The sequence below is a fragment of the Sinomicrobium pectinilyticum genome (genome assembly GCF_003725735.1).
GTDB classification, from domain to species: domain Bacteria; phylum Bacteroidota; class Bacteroidia; order Flavobacteriales; family Flavobacteriaceae; genus Sinomicrobium; species Sinomicrobium pectinilyticum.
This window is the reverse complement of the sequence record NZ_RJTM01000091.1, coordinates 35,905-56,261: the sequence shown is the minus strand read 5'-3', so window position 1 is coordinate 56,261 and position 20,357 is coordinate 35,905. Positions and strand designations below refer to the sequence as shown.

The 20,357-nt window shown below is 42.3% G+C and carries 28 protein-coding genes; 25 read left to right on the top strand and 3 right to left on the bottom strand.

The window, feature by feature from the left end; translation table 11 throughout:
• Positions 1–833: 833 nt before the first annotated feature.
• The 3 genes from ED312_RS23785 to ED312_RS12990 all read right to left on the bottom strand — a co-directional run bounded on the left by ED312_RS23785 (position 834) and on the right by ED312_RS12990 (position 5,900).
• Positions 834–998, bottom strand: a complete 165-nt coding sequence (locus tag ED312_RS23785) for a hypothetical protein (protein ID WP_170164510.1) — start codon at positions 996–998, stop codon at positions 834–836.
• Between the two features lie 226 nt (positions 999–1,224).
• Positions 1,225–2,655, bottom strand: a complete 1,431-nt coding sequence (locus ED312_RS12995; RefSeq protein ID WP_123216445.1) for a SusD/RagB family nutrient-binding outer membrane lipoprotein — start codon at positions 2,653–2,655, stop codon at positions 1,225–1,227.
• Positions 2,656–2,666: 11 nt separating this feature from the next.
• The gene (locus ED312_RS12990; RefSeq protein ID WP_123216444.1) at positions 2,667–5,900 is read right to left on the bottom strand and encodes a SusC/RagA family TonB-linked outer membrane protein; all 3,234 of its coding nucleotides are present in this window, start codon (positions 5,898–5,900) and stop codon (positions 2,667–2,669) included.
• Positions 5,901–6,477: 577 nt separating this feature from the next.
• Here ED312_RS12990 and rpsL point away from each other — a divergent pair.
• From rpsL to secY, 25 genes are all read left to right on the top strand, one after another.
• Positions 6,478–6,858 (top strand): 30S ribosomal protein S12, encoded by a 381-nt coding sequence (gene rpsL / locus ED312_RS12985; RefSeq protein ID WP_072318088.1) that lies wholly within the window; start codon positions 6,478–6,480, stop codon positions 6,856–6,858.
• A gap of 97 nt (positions 6,859–6,955) precedes the next feature.
• Positions 6,956–7,432, top strand: a complete 477-nt coding sequence (gene rpsG, locus ED312_RS12980) for a 30S ribosomal protein S7 (RefSeq protein ID WP_123216443.1) — start codon at positions 6,956–6,958, stop codon at positions 7,430–7,432.
• A 22-nt stretch (positions 7,433–7,454) separates the two neighbouring features.
• The gene (gene fusA, locus ED312_RS12975) at positions 7,455–9,581 is read left to right on the top strand and encodes an elongation factor G (protein WP_123216442.1); all 2,127 of its coding nucleotides are present in this window, start codon (positions 7,455–7,457) and stop codon (positions 9,579–9,581) included.
• Positions 9,582–9,592: 11 nt separating this feature from the next.
• On the top strand, positions 9,593–9,898 hold the full coding sequence (rpsJ, locus tag ED312_RS12970) for a 30S ribosomal protein S10 (protein ID WP_072318085.1): 306 nt from the start codon (positions 9,593–9,595) through the stop codon (positions 9,896–9,898).
• A gap of 259 nt (positions 9,899–10,157) precedes the next feature.
• Positions 10,158–10,775, top strand: coding sequence for a 50S ribosomal protein L3 (rplC, locus tag ED312_RS12965; protein WP_123216441.1), 618 nt, complete (start codon positions 10,158–10,160; stop codon positions 10,773–10,775).
• Positions 10,775–11,404, top strand: coding sequence for a 50S ribosomal protein L4 (rplD, locus tag ED312_RS12960; protein WP_123216440.1), 630 nt, complete (start codon positions 10,775–10,777; stop codon positions 11,402–11,404). Before rplC ends, rplD begins: the two co-directional genes overlap by 1 nt.
• 7 nt (positions 11,405–11,411) lie before the next feature.
• On the top strand, positions 11,412–11,702 hold the full coding sequence (gene rplW / locus ED312_RS12955; RefSeq protein WP_123216439.1) for a 50S ribosomal protein L23: 291 nt from the start codon (positions 11,412–11,414) through the stop codon (positions 11,700–11,702).
• 12 nt (positions 11,703–11,714) lie between these two features.
• Positions 11,715–12,539 carry a 50S ribosomal protein L2 gene (gene rplB, locus ED312_RS12950; protein WP_123216438.1) on the top strand — a complete coding sequence of 275 codons (825 nt, stop codon included), beginning with the start codon at positions 11,715–11,717 and terminating at the stop codon, positions 12,537–12,539.
• Positions 12,540–12,551: 12 nt separating this feature from the next.
• On the top strand, positions 12,552–12,830 hold the full coding sequence (gene rpsS, locus ED312_RS12945) for a 30S ribosomal protein S19 (RefSeq protein WP_112369858.1): 279 nt from the start codon (positions 12,552–12,554) through the stop codon (positions 12,828–12,830).
• Positions 12,831–12,839: 9 nt separating this feature from the next.
• The gene (gene rplV / locus ED312_RS12940) at positions 12,840–13,247 is read left to right on the top strand and encodes a 50S ribosomal protein L22 (protein WP_123216437.1); all 408 of its coding nucleotides are present in this window, start codon (positions 12,840–12,842) and stop codon (positions 13,245–13,247) included.
• Between the two features lie 7 nt (positions 13,248–13,254).
• Positions 13,255–13,965: a 30S ribosomal protein S3 gene (rpsC, locus tag ED312_RS12935; RefSeq protein WP_123216436.1), complete on the top strand. Its 711-nt coding sequence runs from the start codon at positions 13,255–13,257 to the stop codon at positions 13,963–13,965.
• Between the two features lie 19 nt (positions 13,966–13,984).
• Positions 13,985–14,404: a 50S ribosomal protein L16 gene (gene rplP / locus ED312_RS12930; RefSeq protein ID WP_123216435.1), complete on the top strand. Its 420-nt coding sequence runs from the start codon at positions 13,985–13,987 to the stop codon at positions 14,402–14,404.
• Between the two features lie 13 nt (positions 14,405–14,417).
• Positions 14,418–14,609: a 50S ribosomal protein L29 gene (rpmC, locus tag ED312_RS12925; protein WP_123216434.1), complete on the top strand. Its 192-nt coding sequence runs from the start codon at positions 14,418–14,420 to the stop codon at positions 14,607–14,609.
• A gap of 17 nt (positions 14,610–14,626) precedes the next feature.
• Positions 14,627–14,887 carry a 30S ribosomal protein S17 gene (gene rpsQ, locus ED312_RS12920; RefSeq protein WP_072318077.1) on the top strand — a complete coding sequence of 87 codons (261 nt, stop codon included), beginning with the start codon at positions 14,627–14,629 and terminating at the stop codon, positions 14,885–14,887.
• Between the two features lie 2 nt (positions 14,888–14,889).
• A complete protein-coding gene (gene rplN, locus ED312_RS12915; RefSeq protein WP_072318076.1) occupies positions 14,890–15,258 on the top strand; it encodes a 50S ribosomal protein L14 in 369 nt (122 codons plus the stop codon).
• An 11-nt stretch (positions 15,259–15,269) separates the two neighbouring features.
• A complete protein-coding gene (gene rplX / locus ED312_RS12910; RefSeq protein WP_123216433.1) occupies positions 15,270–15,584 on the top strand; it encodes a 50S ribosomal protein L24 in 315 nt (104 codons plus the stop codon).
• Positions 15,585–15,586: 2 nt separating this feature from the next.
• A complete protein-coding gene (rplE, locus tag ED312_RS12905) occupies positions 15,587–16,138 on the top strand; it encodes a 50S ribosomal protein L5 (protein ID WP_123216432.1) in 552 nt (183 codons plus the stop codon).
• Between the two features lie 2 nt (positions 16,139–16,140).
• Complete coding sequence (rpsN, locus tag ED312_RS12900) at positions 16,141–16,410, top strand: 30S ribosomal protein S14 (RefSeq protein ID WP_123216431.1); 270 nt, start codon at positions 16,141–16,143, stop codon at positions 16,408–16,410.
• Positions 16,411–16,469: 59 nt separating this feature from the next.
• Positions 16,470–16,868, top strand: a complete 399-nt coding sequence (rpsH, locus tag ED312_RS12895) for a 30S ribosomal protein S8 (protein ID WP_123216430.1) — start codon at positions 16,470–16,472, stop codon at positions 16,866–16,868.
• Between the two features lie 18 nt (positions 16,869–16,886).
• Entirely contained in the window at positions 16,887–17,429 is a 543-nt protein-coding gene (gene rplF, locus ED312_RS12890; protein WP_123216429.1) for a 50S ribosomal protein L6, read from the top strand.
• An 11-nt stretch (positions 17,430–17,440) separates the two neighbouring features.
• Positions 17,441–17,797, top strand: a complete 357-nt coding sequence (gene rplR / locus ED312_RS12885) for a 50S ribosomal protein L18 (protein ID WP_123216428.1) — start codon at positions 17,441–17,443, stop codon at positions 17,795–17,797.
• Between the two features lie 6 nt (positions 17,798–17,803).
• A complete protein-coding gene (rpsE, locus tag ED312_RS12880) occupies positions 17,804–18,328 on the top strand; it encodes a 30S ribosomal protein S5 (RefSeq protein ID WP_123216427.1) in 525 nt (174 codons plus the stop codon).
• Between the two features lie 13 nt (positions 18,329–18,341).
• Positions 18,342–18,521, top strand: coding sequence for a 50S ribosomal protein L30 (rpmD, locus tag ED312_RS12875; RefSeq protein WP_123216426.1), 180 nt, complete (start codon positions 18,342–18,344; stop codon positions 18,519–18,521).
• A gap of 14 nt (positions 18,522–18,535) precedes the next feature.
• Positions 18,536–18,988, top strand: coding sequence for a 50S ribosomal protein L15 (gene rplO / locus ED312_RS12870; protein WP_123216425.1), 453 nt, complete (start codon positions 18,536–18,538; stop codon positions 18,986–18,988).
• Positions 18,989–19,001: 13 nt separating this feature from the next.
• Positions 19,002–20,345 carry a preprotein translocase subunit SecY gene (gene secY / locus ED312_RS12865; protein ID WP_123216424.1) on the top strand — a complete coding sequence of 448 codons (1,344 nt, stop codon included), beginning with the start codon at positions 19,002–19,004 and terminating at the stop codon, positions 20,343–20,345.
• Positions 20,346–20,357 lie beyond the last annotated feature (12 nt).

The window sequence follows — 20,357 nt, the reverse complement described above, 5'->3', positions numbered from 1 at the left end:
TAGCGGCTAAAGTAAATGGGTTAGCCGCTAAACCAACTACTTCCGGTGTCAAAGGGATTGCTTTAATGACCGTTTTTCGGGCTTTAAAGAGGACTTTGACAGGCTTTCCGGATACGGATATGCCCTGTAGATGCTACCCATAGCAATTTGTTTAAGATTTCGGGAAGTACCCGGACCATAAGAAAAACGTCATTGCCAGGGAAGCGTCGGCGATCTCCTAACACGGACGCATATATTATAGGGAGTCTATAGCAAACCTCCGGGAGACACCACCCTTGGTTAAACTTAAGGCAGGTTCAAGTCGTTTATGGAAGGGTTCGTTCCCGGTAACCTTGCTCAACGAAATGTTCCGGGCTCTGAATGTCTTTGATTTCGCAGCTTATTGTACGTCAATGATAGGCGAATATATAAAACCTTCTATGCAGGGTTTCCAAAATGATGTTTTATAGCATGAGTGACATTTTTGTAAATTACCTGTAAAAACAACAAAACTATGCTAATATACATGGCGCTTGCCAATCACATTTTGTTGCCCTAACTACGGTTATTACAAAGGAGGTTTATTAAGACTGCAATAGGGGAGCTTATGGTTTTATATGGCCAATATAATAGTGCTCTATGACCAAGAGATATTGATCCGGATTTTATATGCTTAAAAAGCATTTGAAATTTTAATCCTGCTTTTTATAATGGCAATAAATAACCCACCATAGTGAACGGACAATTTTATTCGGTTACAGAAGTATGATATGATTCTCTTTTATTCCGGGGACTATCGTGGGTAATGGAAAAAATAAAACAAATAATCTTTTGTTTCAGATGTAAAGATTATTCTAAGGTTGCAGGCAGCGCATACTGTCCCAGTCACAATAGGTGCCGTTCGGACAGGAATATGTACCGTCGGACTCTAGTTTGCAGGCATAGCCACCTTTAATTAATTCCTGTTCTTTCTGGCTTAATTTTTTTACGCCGTTTAAGGTTAAGATGTTTTTTAACATAGCTAAAGGATTTGATTAATGTTAATACCTGAACATTTAAAGACACTCAGGGCTTGTGTCGGTTTCTTGGGAGATTCTTTTGTTTTTATTCAACAAAAGAATCTCTATAAATTTATGAAAAATATAATGATTATTCTCCCTTTAGATTATTTCGATGATTTCCGGAAATAAAAAAACGCTCTTTTGAATATTCAAAAGAGCGTTTTTAAGCTATTTAATAAGATGATTAATTTACATCCCAGAATATAGGAGTTTGTTGTGCGTCTCCTCCGATGGCAGAAGCGGCGGCAGAAACGTTGGCTTCATTGAGCCTGTATTCTCTAACCGGGTAGGTAAACCTTAGCGGTACCGGGTTTCCGGTAGATGCCGGCAATCTGAGAGCGGGAGCATCATATTTTCTCCAAACGTTCCAGGCCTCAAAGCCTCTGTTGTACATGGCGATCCAGAATTGCTTACCGATCTTTTCTTTCCAGGTACCTGATGCAGTAGCATAATTCACATCCGGTTTAGCCAGGTAAGCAGAGATGTCACCGGAACTTAATCCCCAATATTCCATACTGGCAGTAATTCCCTGGTTGTAATATTCCTCTGCTGTAGCATTTACATTATAACCTCCTCTTTCTGCAGCTTCAGCCAGTAAGAAAGATATCTCGGAGTAGTCCATTAAGTCTCCTGGTAAATCGGGTTCGTAATAAACATCTCCAATATGGGTAAATTCTGTATAAGTGTTAAAGTCACCATAGACCCCTCCTATGTAAGGAGTTTTATTGTCATCAAAAAATACTGTCCTTCGAGGATCTTCCAAATCATTCAAATAATCGACAAAAGTGTTTGCAGGGACAAAATCATTCCTTCCACTTTGTACTAAATCCGCATATAGGGGATGAGCATTTGTAGGATTGGTTTCATAAGGTAGGGTAAGATTTTCACTGTTTGACCCTATCAATCCCCAACCTATAGCTTCGTTTGCGTGCTGCTGAGAGAGTGATGGATTTACATCTGCAAGTCTCATAGCCAGTTTGAATTTAACAGAGGCGGCTAGCTTTTGCCACTTGGTGATATCTCCGTCATAAATAAAATCATTTTCCAAACCAGCTGAGCCGGTATCAAAATTATTGTATGCCTCAGTAATACGTGTTAACAGGTCTTCATATATGGTTGCGGCATCGTCATATGCGGCTACCGTATTATCCGGTCCCTGTAACGCTTCGGTATAGGGGATGTCTCCAAAGGTGTCAACTAATTGTTGCCATGCATATACTTCCATAATGGTTATGATGGAAGATTGATTTGCCTTTTCACCATCTAACAGGTTGATATCTTCCTGAACGGATATTTTCGCCTGTTGCAAATCATATAATACATTAGAATACACCTCATTCCAGTGAAAAGATGGGATGGACCTGTTCCTTATATCATAGTTTGTTTCAGTAACGTACTGGCATTCAGTCCATTGTTGTGCGAATAATCGAAACACGTTTCGGTTCACACTTGTAGATCCCATTTGATCAAATAATGATTTGGTACCATTGGTGAAAAGAAAGCTACCCGGAACCGATGATGGATTCTTAGGATCAACATTCAGCCTCTCGTAATCCTCATTCGTACATGCTGACAAAACAAGAGCCGAGGATAATATTAATATTATTTTTTTCATTGTATGCTCTTTTAGAATTCAATTTTTACGCTTGCTCCGATTTCTCTAAACGTCGGGTGTGCTCCGTTCTGGAACCCCTGAACATTACCTGCGGACATTCCTGCTTCCGGATCTGAGTAGGGAAGATTTTTGTGAATAATCCATAGGTTTCTTCCGATAAAGGAGAGGGTCATGTTGTTAATAACAGAATCTTCTCCGAATATATCTTTTGGCATGCGATATGATAAAGAAAGATTTCTCAGTTTAATATAAGATGCATCGTAAACATGCATTGCTTCTGGAGCTCCGTAGTATCCGTAAGGGTTTTCATATGTAGAAAAATCTGCCCTTATGTCGTTTGCTGAACCGTCTTCTTTAACTCCTTTCAGGATTACTCCTCCGTTATCTGCTACAGGGTCTCTCTTAGGAATTCCTAACTCGTTAAGCCCTGCTGTTTCCGGATATAAACCTGTTGCCAGACCAAAAGCCATGTCCTGAGAGTAAACATCTCCTCCATGTTTTATATCGATGAGGAAGCTCAGGTTAAAGTTTTTATATGTGAAAGAGTTGTTCAGTCCACCGATCCAGTCAGGGTTAGCATCTCCGATAACCTCCTGGCTGCTCTCGCTGATCAGGTATTTACCATCGCTGCCTACAACCCGCTGGCCATTAATATACTGGAAGTCTGTTCCGCGTATGGTACCAGCTGATTCTCCTAATTTAGCTCCTACAGATACATTCCACATAGATCCCATTTCGAGGTATTCACTGTCTCCGAAAATCTTTGTTACCTTATTTTCGTTTTTGGACCAGTTGGCAGTCATCTCCCATCTGAAATCCTCTGTTTGAATAGGAACAACGGTTACCCTTGTTTCAATACCTTTGTTCTCGATATCTCCCGAGTTTACCCAAAGACCTGTAAAGCCACTGGAGCCTGAGATATCGGTATTGGTAATCAGGTCAAAAGTTTTACGATTATATACAGATACATCAAAACTCAACCTATTATTGAAAAAGTTCATCTCAAGCCCTGCTTCAATCTCCTGCATTGTCTCCGATTTCAAATTGGGATTGTTGGAGGTAGCCGGAGCTGTTGCATTGTAAGAATTACCAAGTTTGGCATTTAAAACATAGGTATTGATAAGTTGGTAAGGATCAGTGTCATTACCTACCCGGGCATAGTTAAATCTGAATTTACCAAAATTGATGGTCTCTCTTGAGTCTAAGAGTTCTGAAAAGACAAAACTCAGGGACCCTGATGGGTACCAATATCTGTTATTGTCGGAAGGAAGAGCAGATGACCTGTCCGTTCTGATTGACCCGCCTACATATAACATACGTCGGAAACCTAAATTTGCCTGTGCAAAAAATCCATCTACCTTTTTCCTGATATTGAAATCATTAATATCTTCTTCTGTCAATGGATTGGCTGTATTTGTTATGGAATATAGTCCTGGAATTTTTAAACCACCATTTGTTCTGGCATCGTTCCCATATCTGCTATTGGCTCTTAAGTTCCATCCAACGTTGGCATTTAAGTTCAGATCGTCGTTGAGATCTTTGTCGATGTTCAATATTAAATCGTAGTTGTATTCACTTACTGTGTGTGTCATGAAGTAATACTCACCGGCTCCGCCATGGCTACTTCTTCCTTGTCCTGCGGATGACCCCATGGCTACTCTTTCTTCTCTTAATTCATTGAAAGTATCAAAAGTAAAGCGACCTAAAACACTCATCCAGTCATTGATCTCGTAGTTCAAACCGAAATTACCGAAATAACGATTTCTTCTATCTGTCTGGTAATTGTGATCACGGTTGAAATAGTAGTTGTCCGTATAACCGACTTCTTGGTTTATCCAGTCTTTGAGGTTCCAGGTTACGTTTTGACCTGTCAATTCATAGGCTTCTTTTTGCTTCTGCATGTCTACGGACATGTTCCACCATTGTCTGAACCCTTGCATAGGGTTTCTGCTGTCATATCCTGTTAATACCCTTCCTTTACCTCGGGTATTGGTATATGTAATATTTCCGAAAACATTTAATTTTTCAGTAAGGTTATAATCTGCAGAGAAATCGATAGTATTTCTGGTAATATTGTTATTACGCAGAGCGCCTTCCTGTAAGAAATTCGTGTAGCTTAATCTGTAATTACCCTTTTCACTACCACCGTTGAAAGCAACGGAGTTAACATAAGTTGTTGAGGTTCCCCAAATATCGTTTGGAGTTGAAGCTCCAGCGACAAAAGGAGTTGGCTGAAGATAACCGGGTAATTGCGGATACTGGGAATCCCAGTTGTACACCAGTTTGTTCGGGTCGAATCTATTACCGAATGAAGCATCATCATATGTATAAACAATGTTGTTCTCTACGACTCCGTCTCCATCGATGTCCCCGCTGTAAAAAGAACCACCGTCATAACCACCACCATACTCGTTCTGGTATTTAGGTAATGTCTTTTTATTTACATTTCCTACTGTTATTGCACTATTAAACTCAACTCCGATTTTTTCACTGGACTTTCCTCTTTTAGTGGTAATCATAATTACCCCATTCATCCCTCTGGAACCATACAAAGCTGTGGCCGCAGCACCTTTCAATACGTTGACATCCTCAATGTCGTTGGGGTTAACATCGGAAAGACCGTTTCCGTAGTCATAGGCCCCTGTTCCTGAACCAATATTGGTTTGGTTAAAAGTTTCGTTATTAATGGGAGTTCCGTCAATAACAATCAACGCCTGGTTATTACCTACTAATGAACTCACACCTCTCAGTACTATGTTGGTAGAACCTCCCATAGTTCCCGATTGTGTTATGTTCAGTCCGGCAACAGTACCGGTTAAGGCATCACTCATGTTTGCAACCGGAACCTGGGCCAGTTTTTCTCCACTCACTTCCTGTGAAGCATAACCCAGGGATTTCTTTTCCCTTTTAATACCGAGGGCCGTAACCACAACTTCCTCCAGGTTCTGAGCATCTTCCTCTAATTGTATACTGAGCGTAGAGGAAGCCCCGACAGTAACTTCCGCAGTTTTCATACCTATATAAGAAATCTGCAATATTTCCCCTTCACTTACGTTGATGGTAAAGTTGCCGTCAAAATCCGTTTGGGTTCCGGTGCTTGTTCCTTTTATAATAACATTTGCGCCGGGTAACGGCATACCTCCCGTATCCGTAACCGTACCGGAAACCGCTTTTTCCTGTGCAAGACCAATTTGCACCATGAACGCTAGTAAGAGCGTCAAGATTCCGCTAAATTTTGTTCTCATGTTTTGAAAATTATTTTGAATTAGTGCCCCAAATATGTGGAAAAAACCTAACGGTAACAATTTATTAACAGAAATACAGATACTCTGTTCTAATGTTATCGTCAGAATTTTAAGTTAAAGTTAATTATTAAGTTTTGTTTTTCATTCTTAAAATTGAGTTTTTTTTATAAAAACTGATTTTTTATGAATAATAATGTAAAAATAACTGGTTTTAGTTAATGTGTTAATTTCTCTTTATTTAATAGGAAAAGTAATCGGTTATTGTGAATTTTTTGTAAAAAAGGAAGGGGTTGTGAAAGTTTTGGATTTTGTGATGATGCAGATGCTGTTTTGTAACATGGTATAGGTTAGAAGGATTTCGTTATGTTTTTTATTTTTTTTTAGTTCCGCGCGATAGCTCTTGTCGGATGTTGTTTTGGTTGGTGTTTGTCGTGTTTGGGTTCGGGAAAATAAAAAATGAAGCTACTTTGAAGAAAATTAATTATTTATGGTTTGAATTGTTGAAAAATATTTCTACCTTTGCCACCCTCTTAAAAAGAGGCTTTGTTTAATTCAAACATTTATTGTATAGTAAATTATGCCAACAATTTCACAATTAGTACGAAAAGGAAGAGCCAGAATTACCAAGAAGAGTAAATCGGTTGCTTTGGATTCGTGTCCTCAAAGAAGAGGGGTTTGTACGCGTGTTTACACTACTACACCGAAGAAGCCAAACTCAGCGATGCGTAAAGTTGCTCGTGTGCGTTTGACTAACGGTAATGAGGTGAACGCATATATCCCCGGTGAAGGACATAACCTCCAGGAGCACTCGATAGTATTGGTAAGAGGCGGAAGGGTAAAAGACCTGCCGGGTGTAAGGTATCATATTGTGCGTGGTGCACTTGATACTGCCGGTGTGCAAGGAAGGACGCAGCGAAGGTCTAAATACGGTGCGAAACGACCTAAGGATAAGAAATAGTCGTTTTTGTGTTGTGTGAGGTGCCGGGCACCTCACTGTTTAGAAGACGCGTTCCGTCTTTAATTAAAAAATGGTCAAATACAATTAGAGAAAAGAAATGAGAAAAAGAAAGGCGAAAAAAAGGCCTCTTTTACCGGACCCGAGATTTAACGATCAGTTGGTAACCCGCTTCGTGAATAATCTGATGTGGGACGGTAAAAAGTCAGTGGCGTTTAAAATATTTTATGACGCTATTGATATCGTCGAGGAAAAAAAGCAAAACGAAGATAAAACGGCTCTAGAGCTTTGGAAAGATGCGCTGTCTAATGTTATGCCGCACGTAGAGGTGAGAAGCCGTCGTGTTGGTGGGGCAACTTTCCAGATACCTATGCAGATAAGGCCGGATAGAAAAGTGTCTATGGCTATGAAATGGCTTATCGGGTTCTCCCGTAAGCGTAATGAGAAGTCTATGGCGCAAAAGCTTGCAGGAGAGATCCTTGCTGCTGCCAAAGAAGAAGGAGCAGCAGTTAAGAAAAGAGTGGATACGCATAAAATGGCTGAAGCTAACAAAGCATTCTCGCACTTTAGATTTTAATTGCTAAGAACATAAATAAGAAATGGGAAGAGATTTAAAATATACTAGAAATATCGGTATCGCTGCGCACATCGATGCGGGGAAAACAACGACTACGGAACGTATCTTGTTTTATACCGGTGTTAGTCATAAAGTAGGAGAGGTGCACGATGGGGCAGCTACTATGGACTGGATGGAGCAGGAGCAGGAGCGCGGTATTACCATTACATCGGCAGCGACTACCTGTACCTGGAATTTCCCTATGGAAAATGCACAGCCTACTCCGGAGACGAAGCCGTATCACTTTAATATTATAGATACTCCCGGTCACGTTGACTTTACAGTGGAGGTAAACCGGTCTTTAAGAGTTCTTGATGGATTGGTTTTCTTGTTTAGTGCGGTAGACGGTGTTGAGCCGCAGTCCGAAACCAACTGGAGGCTTGCCGATAACTATAAGGTCCCGAGGATGGGATTCGTGAATAAAATGGACCGTCAGGGTTCCAACTTCCTCAATGTTTGTAAGCAAGTGAAGGAAATGTTAGGGTCCAATGCGGTGCCGATCGTGCTTCCTATCGGTGAAGAGGCTGATTTTAAAGGTATAGTTGACCTTATTAAGAACAGGGCTGTTGTATGGCACGAAGATAATTTCGGTTCTACCTTCGATGTGGTGGATATACCGGAAGATATGAAAGAGGAAGTAGACGAGTACAGGGCCATGCTGATAGAAGCTGTTGCCGAGTATGATGAGAGTTTGATGGAGAAGTTCTTTGAAGATGAAGATTCCATTACCGAGGATGAAATTCATGCTGCGCTGCGTGCTGCGGTTATGGATATGAGTATAATACCTATGGTGTGTGGTTCTTCCTTTAAGAACAAAGGAGTTCAGTTTTTGCTGGATGCCGTTTGCAGGTATTTGCCTTCTCCTGTGGATAAGGATGCTATCGTGGGAACCAACCCGGATACCGGTGAAGAGATTTCCCGTAAGCCGGATGTAAATGCTCCTTTTGCTGCTCTGGCATTTAAGATTGCTACCGACCCGTTCGTTGGGCGCCTGGCATTCTTCAGGGCGTATTCAGGAAAACTGGATGCCGGATCTTATGTGTTAAACACGCGTTCCGGGAAAAAAGAGCGTATCTCGCGGATCTATCAGATGCACTCCAATAAGCAAAATGCCATAGAGTCTATCTCTGCGGGTGATATCGGGGCTGCTGTCGGTTTTAAAGAGATCAAGACCGGGGACACTCTGAGTGATGAGAAACACCCGATCGTTCTGGAAAGCATGAATTTCCCCGATCCGGTTATCGGTATTGCGGTGGAGCCTAAAACAAAGGCGGATGTGGATAAACTGGGTATGGCGCTTTCCAAGCTTGCCGAAGAAGATCCTACCTTCCAGGTAAAAACCGATGAAGCTTCAGGTCAGACAATTATATCCGGAATGGGTGAGCTTCACCTGGATATTATCGTAGACCGTTTGAAACGTGAGTTTAAAGTAGAAGTTAGCCAGGGTCAGCCTCAGGTGGAGTACAAAGAAGCTATTACGGCTTCTGCAGATCACAGGGAGGTTTATAAGAAACAAACGGGTGGTCGTGGTAAATTTGCGGATATCGTGTTTACTATGCAGCCTGCAGAGGAAGGAAAAACAGGCCTTGAGTTTGTTAACGAGATTAAAGGTGGTAACATTCCTAAAGAATATGTGCCTTCCGTAGAGAAAGGGTTCAGAGAGGCTATGAAGAATGGTCCTTTGGCAGGATTCGAAATGGATGCCATGAAGATTGTCCTGAAAGACGGATCTTTCCACCCTGTGGATTCGGATTCGCTTTCGTTCGAACTTGCTGCCAGAATGGGTTATAAGGTCGCTGCCAAAGCGGCAAGAGCTGTTCTGATGGAGCCTATAATGAAGCTGGAGGTTCTTACTCCTGAAGAAAATATGGGAGATATCGTAGGAGACCTTAACCGTCGTCGTGGTCAGGTAAACAATATGGATGACAGGGCCGGTGCCAAAGTGATCAAGGCTTTGGTCCCGCTTTCCGAGATGTTTGGCTATGTGACTTCGCTTCGGACTTTGTCTTCCGGTAGGGCAACTTCTACCATGGAATTTTCTCACTATGCGGAAACTCCTCCGAATATAGCTGAAGAAGTGATTAAGAAAGCAAAAGGAGTTGAAGCTTAAACTTTACGAAAATGAGTCAGAAAATAAGAATAAAATTAAAATCATACGATCATAACCTGGTAGATAAATCTGCAGAGAAAATCGTAAAAACGGTAAAAACTACCGGAGCTGTGGTAACCGGACCTATTCCGTTGCCTACCCATAAAAAACTCTTTACGGTATTGCGTTCGCCTCACGTAAATAAGAAGTCCAGGGAGCAGTTCCAGTTGAGTTCTTATAAAAGATTGCTCGATATTTACAGCTCCTCGTCAAAGACTATCGATGCCTTGATGAAACTCGAATTGCCGAGTGGAGTTGAAGTGGAGATCAAAGTGTGATGATTCGGCTTCGCCCGACAACCCGGAAAGGGGTTGTGCGATAGTAGAGAAGCCGAACTGAAGCAGATCGTCGGTTCCCGGGCGGAACCGAAGTACATGTCCGGAGCGTTTCGCAAAGGAAAAACGGAGATAAAAATATATTCAGGGTTGAAATATGTTTTTTGACCCTGAATTTTTTGGAATAGTAATTTAATTAATAACGTGGGTTTGGGTTTTATGCAGTCAGTATAAAATCTAAAATCTAAAATCTAAAATCAGTATGTCTGGGTTAATTGGTAAAAAGATTGGCATGACCAGCATTTTTGACGAGAACGGGAAAAATATTCCCTGTACCGTTATTGAAGCAGGTCCTTGCGTAGTTACCCAAGTCAGAACCAATGAGGTTGACGGGTATGAGGCTCTTCAGCTTGGTTTCGATGACAAGGCAGAAAAACGTGCTAGTAAGGCCGAAGTAGGTCATTTTAAGAAAGCAGGGGTTTCGCCTAAGAAAAAGATCGTCGAGTTCCAGGGCTTTGAAGGGGATTTTAAATTGGGTGATACCATTACGGTAGAGCACTTCCGGGAGGGAGAATTTGTCGATGTGACAGGTACATCCAAAGGAAAAGGATTTCAGGGTGTTGTAAAGAGACATGGCTTTGGCGGTGTAGGTCAAGCTACTCACGGTCAGCATAATCGTCTCAGGGCGCCCGGATCCATTGGTGCGGCATCTTATCCTGCCAGGGTATTCAAAGGAATGCGTATGGCCGGTAGAACAGGTGCTGAAAGAGTAACAGTTGAAAACCTGAAAGTGTTGAAAGTGGTTCCGGAAAAAAACCTTATAGTGATTAAAGGTTGTGTGCCCGGGCATAAGAACGCTTACGTAATAGTTCAGAAGTAATGGAAATAGCAGTATTAGATATAAACGGAAAAGAAACAGGTAGAAAGGTTAGTCTTTCTGATGCTGTTTATGCAATAGAGCCAAACAATCATGCTGTTTATCTCGATGTAAAACGTTACCTGGCAAATCAGCGTCAGGGGACCCATAAAGCCAAAGAAAGAGGAGAGATTGCCGGTAGTACCAGAAAGATTAAGAAACAAAAAGGTACCGGTACCGCACGTGCGGGTAGTATAAAATCTCCTGTATTTGTCGGAGGTGGACGAATTTTCGGACCGAGACCTAAGGATTACACGCAAAAACTTAATAAAGGGCTGAAGCGCCTTGCGCGTAAATCTGCTTTAAGCATGAAGGCAAAAGAAGAGGCGATCGTGGTTTTGGAAGATTTCAAACTGGATGGTCCGAAGACTAAAGATTTTACTTCTGTCCTGAAAGCCTTAGGGTTAGAGAATAAAAAATCGTTGTTTGTATTGGGTGAGCCAAATAAAAATGTATATTTGTCGTCACGCAATTTAAAGACGTCTGAGGTTGTAAGTATTTCAGAATTAAGCACTTACAAAATACTCAACGCTAACAATGTTGTGCTTCTGGAGGGTGCTTTGGAAGGAATTGAGTCGAATTTAAGTAAATAAATGGACCATGAGTGTGTTAATCAAGCCTATAATTACGGAAAAAGTGACCGCTGACAGCGAGGTAAACAATCGCTTTGGTTTCATTGTAAACGGTAACGCCAATAAGCTGGAGATCAAGGATGCCGTTGAGGCTGCTTACGGAGTTTCCGTGGAGAAAGTTCGGACAATGAATTACGGTCCCAAGAGAAGTGTGCGCTACACTAAAGCTGGTATACAATACGGCAAGACCAATGCTTATAAAAAAGCCATTGTTCAGGTAGCGGAAGGAGATACTATTGATTTTTATAGTAATATATAAGGAAAGACAAAAATGTCAGTTAGAAAATTAAAACCGATAACCCCGGGGCAGCGTTTTAGAGTAGTAAACGGATTTGACGCGATTACTACTGATAAGCCGGAGAAGAGTTTGCTCGCTCCGTTAAAAAAGTCCGGGGGGAGAAACAGTCAAGGGAAGATGACCATGCGCTACAGAGGTGGTGGTCATAAAAGAAAGTATCGTGTTATAGACTTCAAGAGGGAGAAAGTTGGTGTCGAGGCTACAGTGGAGTCTATTCAGTACGATCCGAACAGAACAGCGTTTATCGCTTTGCTGAAATACAGCGATGGTGAGAAACGATATGTTATTGCTCAGAACGGTTTAAAAGTTGGTCAGACTGTAGTTTCCGGTCCGGGTAGTGCGCCTGAGATCGGTAATGCTATGCCTTTGTCTGATCTTCCATTGGGTACAGTGATTTCTTGTATAGAACTGCGCCCGGGACAAGGAGCTGTTATGGCTCGTAGTGCCGGTGCCTTTGCTCAATTGATGGCAAGGGAAGGGAAGTATGCTACGGTTAAGCTTCCTTCCGGAGAGACCAGGTTGATTTTAGGAGCTTGTTTTGCTACCGTTGGGGTAGTGTCTAACTCCGATCATCAGTTGATTGTGTCTGGTAAAGCGGGTAGAAGCAGATGGCTTGGCAGAAGGCCGAGAACAAGGCCTGTGGCTATGAACCCGGTAGATCACCCGATGGGTGGTGGTGAAGGAAGGGCTTCCGGAGGACATCCGAGGTCCAGAAACGGAGTTCCTGCCAAAGGATTCAAAACCCGTACACGCACCAAGGCAAGTAATAGGTATATTGTAGAACGTAGAAAGAAATAAAAGAAATTACAGATGGCACGTTCGTTAAAGAAAGGACCTTACGTTCACTATAGTCTCGAGAAAAAAGTACAGCAAAATATAGAGTCAGGGAAAAAGACGGTTATCAAAACCTGGTCTCGGGCCTCTATGATCACGCCGGATTTTGTCGGACAGACTATAGCCGTACACAATGGTCGTCAGTTTGTTCCTGTTTATGTTACAGAAAACATGGTGGGACATAAGTTAGGAGAGTTTTCACCGACAAGGTCCTTCCGGGGGCATGCCGGTGCGAAAAATAAAGGAAAAAAATAATAGGAAGCTATGGGAGTTCGCAAAAGAGAAAGAGCAGAGCAAATAAAAGCAGCTAAGAAAGAATTAGCATTTGCAAAGTTGAATAACTGCCCTACTTCCCCCAGAAAGATGCGTCTTGTTGCGGATCTGGTAAGGGGACAGAAAGTAGAAAAAGCGCTTGCTATTTTGAAATTCAGTCAAAAGGAAGCATCCCGTCGTTTGGAAAAACTGTTGTTATCTGCAATAGCTAACTGGCAGGCTAAAAACGAGGATGCAAGCATAGAAGAAGCAGACCTGTTTGTAAAAGAGATCCGTGTGGATGGCGGAAGTATGCTGAAAAGACTTCGTCCGGCGCCTCAGGGCCGTGCTCACAGGATAAGAAAACGTTCCAACCATGTGACATTGGTACTTGGGGCTAATAATAACACACAAAGCTAGGAGATAAATGGGACAAAAGACAAATCCAATCGGAAATCGCCTTGGTATTATCAGAGGATGGGAATCTAACTGGTATGGCGGTAAAGACTACGGTGATAAGATCGCCGAAGACGATAAGATCAGAAAATATGTTCATGCTCGTTTGTCAAAAGCTAGTGTTTCAAGGGTAATTATTGAGCGTACCCTGAAGCTTGTAACCGTTACTATCACCACAGCGCGTCCCGGCATAATTATCGGGAAAGGCGGTCAGGAGGTAGACAAGCTGAAAGAAGAGCTTAAGAAAATTACCGATAAGGAAGTTCAGATTAACATTTTCGAGATTAAAAGGCCGGAACTGGACGCTAATCTCGTTGCTGCAAGTATAGCACGTCAGATAGAGGGCAGGATCAGCTACAGACGTGCCATTAAAATGGCTATTGCGGCTGCAATGCGAATGAATGCGGAAGGTGTTAAAGTGCAGATTTCCGGCCGTTTGAACGGAGCGGAAATGGCGCGTTCTGAATCCTATAAAGAAGGAAGGATACCTTTGTCTACCTTCAGAGCTGATATCGATTATGCGCTTGTCGAGGCCCATACCACTTATGGTAGGCTTGGAGTGAAAGTGTGGATCATGAAAGGCGAGGTTTACGGGAAGAGAGAATTATCTCCGCTGGTTGGGATGTCCAAGAAACAGCAGGGAGGAAAAAGCGGTCCGAAAAAAGCTCGTCGCAGAAAGTAATTTTTTAAAGTAAGAAAAAATGTTACAGCCAAAAAGAACCAAATATCGCAAACAGCAGAAGGGGCGTATGAAAGGGATTTCCCAAAGAGGACATGAACTTTCCAACGGAATGTTTGGTATAAAATCTATGGATTCTTCATTTATAACTGCACGTCAGATCGAAGCTGCGCGTATCGCGGCTACCCGTTATATGAAAAGGGAAGGGCAGTTGTGGATTAAGATATTTCCGGATAAACCTATAACCAAGAAACCTCTTGAAGTACGTATGGGTAAAGGTAAAGGTGCAGTGGAATACTGGGCTGCAGTTGTTAAACCAGGCAGAATTATGTTCGAAGTCGGAGGTGTGCCGTTAGATGTTGCTAAAGAGGCATTGCGTCTCGCAGCTCAAAAACTTCCGGTAAAGACCAAATTCATTGTGGCAAGGGATTATTCAGCTTAATACTTGAGGAATTATGAAACAGTCAGAAATTAAAGAATTATCTGTTGCCGAGCTGCAGGAAAAGCTTGGTGAATTCAAAAAGAATTATGCAGACTTAAAAATGGCTCACGCTATTACCCCGCTGGAAAATCCGCTTCAGCTTAGAAAAGCAAGAAGAACGGTTGCAAGGTTGGCCACTGAGCTCACTAAAAGAGAATTACAATAATTCTATGCTGCTTTAAGATGGAAGAAAAAAGAAAATTAAGAAAAGAAAGAATAGGTGTTGTTACCAGTAATAAAATGGAGAAATCCATTGTTGTTTCCGAAGTGAAACGAGTAAAGCACCCTATGTACGGAAAGTTCGTGTTGAAGACTAAAAAATATGTCGCACACGACGAAAAGAACGATTGCAATATTGGAGATACTGTGAAGATAATGGAAACACGTCCGTTGAGTAGAACCAAGTGTTGGAGGTTAGTTGAAATCATTGAAAGAGCTAAGTAGTTATGGTACAGCAAGAATCCAGATTAAAAGTGGCCGATAATACAGGAGCTAAAGAAGTTCTGACAATTCGTGTTCTCGGTGGTACAAAAAGAAGATATGCTTCTGTAGGTGATAAGATTGTGGTTACTGTAAAAGAGGCCACTCCTAACGGAAACGTTAAAAAAGGGCAAGTATCCACTGCAGTGGTTGTTCGTACCAAGAAAGAGGTAAGAAGACCTGATGGTTCTTACATTCGTTTCGATGACAATGCTTGTGTGCTGTTGAATGCTGCCGGTGAAATGCGTGGAACACGTGTTTTCGGTCCGGTTGCCAGAGAACTTCGCGACAAGCAGTTTATGAAGATCGTATCATTAGCGCCTGAGGTGCTGTAATAGATTGCAAAATGACAAAGCTAAAAATAAAATCAGGAGATACTGTAAAGGTTATTGCCGGAGACCACAAAGGTTCGGAAGGTAAAGTCCTTAAAGTAGATCGTGAGAAGAATAAAGCGATTGTTGAGGGAGTGAACACGGTTCGCAAACATCAAAAGCCGAGTGCTAACAACCCTCAGGGAGGAATCGTTGAAAAAGAAGCTCCTATACATATATCCAACCTGTCTTTGATCGATCCTAAATCGAAAGAAGTAACCAGGGTAGGATATGAAGTAAAGGACGGTAAGAAAGTGAGAGTTTCAAAGAAATCTAATGAAGTAATTTAGTTATGGCTTACATTCCGAGATTGAAACAAGAGTATAAGGACAGGATAGTTGCTGCTCTTACAGAAGAGTTCGGGTACAAGAACGTAATGCAAGTGCCTAAACTGAAAAAGATCGTAGTTAGCCGTGGTGTCGGAGCTGCTGTTGCCGATAAGAAACTTATAGACCATGCCGTAGAGGAGCTGGGAAGGATAACTGGGCAAAAAGCGGTGTCTACCGTGTCTAAAAAGGACGTTGCTTCTTTTAAACTTCGTAAGGGGATGCCCATCGGGGCCAAAGTGACCCTTAGAGGAGAACGGATGTATGAGTTCCTGGACAGATTGGTAACAAGTGCATTGCCCAGGGTAAGAGACTTTAACGGTATTAAGGCTACTGGTTTTGACGGAAGAGGAAATTATAACCTGGGGGTAACCGAGCAGATTATATTCCCGGAGATAGATATCGATAAGGTAAATAAGATTTCCGGTATGGATATCACTTTTGTAACCTCTGCCGAGACTGATAAAGAGGCAAAATCATTGTTAAGCGAATTAGGATTACCTTTTAAAAAGAATTAAGTATGGCTAAAGAATCCATGAAAGCCCGCGAGGAGAAGAGACAAAAGCTGGTTGCAAAATATGCTCAGAAGCGCAAGGCTCTTAAAGAAGCCGGAGATTATGAGGCTTTGCAAAAACTGCCTAAAAACGCTTCACCCGTAAGACTTCACAACAGATGTAAGCTTACAGGTAGACCCAGAGGGTATATGAGAGTTTTTGGTATATCCCGGGTTACCTTCCGGGAAATGGCTAACCAGGGATTGATTCCGGGCGTTAAAAAAGCAAGTTGGTAGATTTTAACTGGTAGTAAGTTCGGGCCTTGCCTGAAAACTGCAACCGCAAATAAATACAGATGTATACAGATCCTATAGCAGATTATTTGACAAGAATCAGGAACGCTAACAGTGCGGGACACCGTGTAGTGGAAATTCCTGCTTCTAATTTGAAAAAAGAAATAACCAAGATCTTGTTTGATCAGGGATATATCCTCAGTTATAAATTTGAGGATAACTCTGTGCAGGGAACCATAAAAATAGCTTTGAAATATGACAAAGCTACGAAGGAACCCGTTATCAAAAAGATACAACGTGTGAGTAAACCCGGGTTGCGTAAGTATGTTGGTTCTGCCGATCTGCCCAGGGTCCTGAACGGTCTGGGAGTAGCTATTGTCTCTACTTCTCACGGAGTAATGACCAGCAAGCAGGCCAAGCAGGATAATGTTGGTGGTGAAGTGTTGTGTTACGTTTACTAACAAATAAAGACAAAGAAAATGTCAAGAATAGGAAAAAGTCCAGTTAATATACCTGACGGAGTTACCGTTACCATAGACGGTGATAATGTTGTTGTAAAGGGTAAATTAGGCGAATTAACTCAAGAAGTTAAAGACATTGCTGTTAAGCAAGAGGATGGACAGATTATATTGGAAACTAAGGAAGAAAGCAAAGACCAAAGGGCAAAGCACGGACTTTACCGTACTTTGATCAACAATATGGTGATAGGAGTTTCTGAAGGGTTTACCAAGGAATTGGAACTGGTAGGTGTGGGATACAGAGCCAGCAACCAGGGTCAGAAACTTGATCTAGCTCTTGGTTTTTCTCACAATATAGTTTTGGAACTGGCGCCTGAAGTTAAGGTAGAAACCATTTCCGAAAAGGGGAAGAACCCTATTATTAAACTGACATCGTACGATAAACAATTGGTCGGCCAGGTGGCGGCTAAGATCCGTTCGTTCCGTAAACCTGAACCTTATAAAGGGAAAGGGATTAAATTTGTCGGTGAGCAATTAAGGAGAAAAGCAGGTAAATCAGCTTAATAATTAGCATTATGGCATTATCAAAGACGGAAAGAAGAATACGTATCAAAAACAGGATCAGAAAGGTTATCAGCGGAACTGCTGAAAAGCCGAGACTGGCTGTTTTTAGAAGCAATAAAGAGATTTATGCACAGCTGGTAGATGATGTACAGGGAGTTACTTTGGCATCGGCATCTTCCAGGGATAAGGACATTGCCGACTCTAAAGGCACAAAGACAGAAGTATCTGCTTTGGTTGGAAAGGCGATTGCTGAGAAAGCATTGAAAGCCGGGATAGAAACCGTTTCTTTTGACAGGGGTGGTTATCTGTATCACGGAAGAGTAAAATCATTAGCAGAAGGAGCTAGGGAAGCAGGACTAAAATTCTAAGAAATTATGTATCAGAAATACAAAAGCGCAGAATTGGTAAAACCCGGCGGGCTGGAACTGAAAGACCGTCTGGTTGGCGTACAGAGAGTTACTAAGGTTACTAAAGGAGGTAGAGCATTCGGATTTTCTGCTATTGTGGTAGTCGGAGATGAAAACGGTGTTGTTGGTCACGGATTGGGTAAGTCCAAAGAAGTTGCCGACGCTATTTCCAAAGCTGTGGAAGATGCTAAGAAAAACATGGTCCGTATTCCTTTGAACAAAGGCACACTGCCTCATGAACAAAAAGGAAAGTACGGCGGAGCAAGGGTGTATCTTCAGCCTGCTTCTCACGGTACCGGAGTTATAGCCGGAGGTGCGGTTCGTTCCGTACTGGAGGCCGTAGGGGTACACGATGTATTGTCTAAGTCTCAGGGATCATCCAACCCTCACAATGTGGTGAAAGCTACTTTCGATGCTTTATTGCAGTTGAGAGGTGCCGGTACCATAGCTGCTCAGCGGGGTATTTCTCTGGAGAAAGTTTTTAAAGGATAAACAAGGATTAAAAATGGGAAAGATCAGAGTTACACAAGTAAAGAGCAACATTAAGCGTCCTCAGGATCAAAAGAGAACCTTAGAAGCTCTTGGCCTGAAAAAGATAGGACAGGTTGTAGAGCACGATGCTACACCTAATATCCTTGGTATGGTAAATAAAGTTAAACACTTAGTTTCTGTAGAAGAGGCTTAATTAACAATATAGTTATGAACTTAAGTAACTTAAAACCTGCAGAAGGTTCAGTACATAAGGACGGGAAGAGAGTTGGCCGTGGAGAGGGATCCGGAAAAGGCGGTACCGCCACAAGAGGTCACAAAGGGGCTAAGTCTCGTTCCGGATACTCTAAGAAAATCGGTTTTGAAGGTGGGCAGATGCCACTTCAGAGACGTGTTCCCAAGTTCGGGTTTAAGAACATAAACCGTAAAGAGTACGTTGGGATAAATCTGGGGAAATTACAGGACATGGTAGATAAAGGTGTTATCACCGATACCGTGGACATGGATATCTTAGTAAACAACCGAATAGTTAAAAGATCTGACCTGGTAAAAATACTGGGTGGCGGAGAACTAAAGGCAAAGCTGAAAATATCTGTACATAAATTTACTGCAAGTGCTAAAGCTGCCATAGAAGGGGCAGGAGGAGAAGCGGTAACTTTATAAGAAAAAACCGACCATGAAGAAATTTTTAGAGACACTTAGCAACATCTGGAAGATAGAAGAGCTGAAAAGCAGAATAGTAGTAACCCTGGGGTTACTGCTGGTGTACCGTTTCGGTACGCAAATTGTGCTTCCGGGTGTTGATTCGGTACAACTGGCGGAACTGTCGAGCAAAACAGACACCGGTTTATTGGGAATCCTTAATGCTTTTACGGGAGGGGCCTTTGCCAATGCTTCCGTTTTCGCTTTGGGTATTATGCCTTATATATCGGCCTCTATTGTGGTACAGCTTATGGGAATCGCTATTCCATACCTGCAAAAGCTGCAAAAGGAGGGAGAAAGCGGCAGGAAGACCATTAACCAGATCACACGCTGGCTTACCATTGCCATATGTGTGGTTCAGGCACCGGCATATTTGTACGGACTCGGAGCATTAGGTGTGCCCGACAGCGCTTTCCTGCTGGGTAAAGGGCTCGACTTTATCATTCCGTCGGTAATTATTTTGGTGACCGGTACGATATTTGCGATGTGGCTCGGTGAAAAGATTACGGATAAAGGTATCGGTAATGGTATCTCACTGCTTATTATGGTGGGGATTATCGCCCGGTTACCCCAGTCTTTCGCCCAGGAATTCGCATCCAGGGTCTCTGAGAATAACGGAGGGCTGATGCTTGTCCTTATTGAACTTGTCATCTGGTTTGTAGTTATTCTGGCCAGTATTATGCTGGTTATGGCAACAAGACAGATACCGGTACAATATGCCAGGAGAACAGCTTCCGGGGGTTATGAGAAAAATGTATTCGGATCAAGGCAATACATTCCTTTGAAGCTCAATGCTTCGGGAGTAATGCCTATAATTTTTGCACAGGCCATTATGTTCGTTCCGGGAGCACTGGCAGGATTGTCCAATTCCGAAGCTGCACAATCGGTGAAAACGGCTTTTATGGACATCTTCGGTTTCTGGTATAACCTGGTCTTTGCATTGCTGATCATAGTTTTTACGTATTTTTACACCGCCATTACGGTACCTACCAATAAAATGGCAGACGATCTTAAAAGAAGCGGAGGGTTCATACCCGGTATAAAACCCGGAAAGGAAACCGGAGATTATCTGGACAGAATAATGTCTTTGATCACTTTCCCCGGATCCATATTCCTGGCCATTATAGCTATTTTGCCCGCTTTTGTGGTAAAGATCGTGGGAATGCAGCAAGGATGGGCCTTGTTTTACGGAGGTACTTCATTGCTTATTATGGTTGGAGTTGCGATAGATACGATGCAACAGGTAAATTCGTATCTGCTGAACAGGCATTATGACGGTTTGATGAAAACCGGTAAAAACAGAAAGGTAGTGGCGTAAAGATAGCGATGG

Excerpts from the sequence above, each read along its gene's own strand:
- ED312_RS23785 (WP_170164510.1), bottom strand. The coding sequence starts at position 998 with ATGTTAAAAAACATCTTAACCTTAAACGGCGTAAAAAAATTAAGCCAG.
- ED312_RS12995 (WP_123216445.1), bottom strand. The coding sequence starts at position 2,655 with ATGAAAAAAATAATATTAATATTATCCTCGGCTCTTGTTTTGTCAGCA.
- ED312_RS12990 (WP_123216444.1), bottom strand. The coding sequence starts at position 5,900 with ATGAGAACAAAATTTAGCGGAATCTTGACGCTCTTACTAGCGTTCATG.
- rpsL (WP_072318088.1), top strand. The coding sequence starts at position 6,478 with ATGCCAACAATTTCACAATTAGTACGAAAAGGAAGAGCCAGAATTACC.
- rpsG (WP_123216443.1), top strand. The coding sequence starts at position 6,956 with ATGAGAAAAAGAAAGGCGAAAAAAAGGCCTCTTTTACCGGACCCGAGA.
- fusA (WP_123216442.1), top strand. The coding sequence starts at position 7,455 with ATGGGAAGAGATTTAAAATATACTAGAAATATCGGTATCGCTGCGCAC.
- rpsJ (WP_072318085.1), top strand. The coding sequence starts at position 9,593 with ATGAGTCAGAAAATAAGAATAAAATTAAAATCATACGATCATAACCTG.
- rplC (WP_123216441.1), top strand. The coding sequence starts at position 10,158 with ATGTCTGGGTTAATTGGTAAAAAGATTGGCATGACCAGCATTTTTGAC.
- rplD (WP_123216440.1), top strand. The coding sequence starts at position 10,775 with ATGGAAATAGCAGTATTAGATATAAACGGAAAAGAAACAGGTAGAAAG.
- rplW (WP_123216439.1), top strand. The coding sequence starts at position 11,412 with ATGAGTGTGTTAATCAAGCCTATAATTACGGAAAAAGTGACCGCTGAC.
- rplB (WP_123216438.1), top strand. The coding sequence starts at position 11,715 with ATGTCAGTTAGAAAATTAAAACCGATAACCCCGGGGCAGCGTTTTAGA.
- rpsS (WP_112369858.1), top strand. The coding sequence starts at position 12,552 with ATGGCACGTTCGTTAAAGAAAGGACCTTACGTTCACTATAGTCTCGAG.
- rplV (WP_123216437.1), top strand. The coding sequence starts at position 12,840 with ATGGGAGTTCGCAAAAGAGAAAGAGCAGAGCAAATAAAAGCAGCTAAG.
- rpsC (WP_123216436.1), top strand. The coding sequence starts at position 13,255 with ATGGGACAAAAGACAAATCCAATCGGAAATCGCCTTGGTATTATCAGA.
- rplP (WP_123216435.1), top strand. The coding sequence starts at position 13,985 with ATGTTACAGCCAAAAAGAACCAAATATCGCAAACAGCAGAAGGGGCGT.
- rpmC (WP_123216434.1), top strand. The coding sequence starts at position 14,418 with ATGAAACAGTCAGAAATTAAAGAATTATCTGTTGCCGAGCTGCAGGAA.
- rpsQ (WP_072318077.1), top strand. The coding sequence starts at position 14,627 with ATGGAAGAAAAAAGAAAATTAAGAAAAGAAAGAATAGGTGTTGTTACC.
- rplN (WP_072318076.1), top strand. The coding sequence starts at position 14,890 with ATGGTACAGCAAGAATCCAGATTAAAAGTGGCCGATAATACAGGAGCT.
- rplX (WP_123216433.1), top strand. The coding sequence starts at position 15,270 with ATGACAAAGCTAAAAATAAAATCAGGAGATACTGTAAAGGTTATTGCC.
- rplE (WP_123216432.1), top strand. The coding sequence starts at position 15,587 with ATGGCTTACATTCCGAGATTGAAACAAGAGTATAAGGACAGGATAGTT.
- rpsN (WP_123216431.1), top strand. The coding sequence starts at position 16,141 with ATGGCTAAAGAATCCATGAAAGCCCGCGAGGAGAAGAGACAAAAGCTG.
- rpsH (WP_123216430.1), top strand. The coding sequence starts at position 16,470 with ATGTATACAGATCCTATAGCAGATTATTTGACAAGAATCAGGAACGCT.
- rplF (WP_123216429.1), top strand. The coding sequence starts at position 16,887 with ATGTCAAGAATAGGAAAAAGTCCAGTTAATATACCTGACGGAGTTACC.
- rplR (WP_123216428.1), top strand. The coding sequence starts at position 17,441 with ATGGCATTATCAAAGACGGAAAGAAGAATACGTATCAAAAACAGGATC.
- rpsE (WP_123216427.1), top strand. The coding sequence starts at position 17,804 with ATGTATCAGAAATACAAAAGCGCAGAATTGGTAAAACCCGGCGGGCTG.
- rpmD (WP_123216426.1), top strand. The coding sequence starts at position 18,342 with ATGGGAAAGATCAGAGTTACACAAGTAAAGAGCAACATTAAGCGTCCT.
- rplO (WP_123216425.1), top strand. The coding sequence starts at position 18,536 with ATGAACTTAAGTAACTTAAAACCTGCAGAAGGTTCAGTACATAAGGAC.
- secY (WP_123216424.1), top strand. The coding sequence starts at position 19,002 with ATGAAGAAATTTTTAGAGACACTTAGCAACATCTGGAAGATAGAAGAG.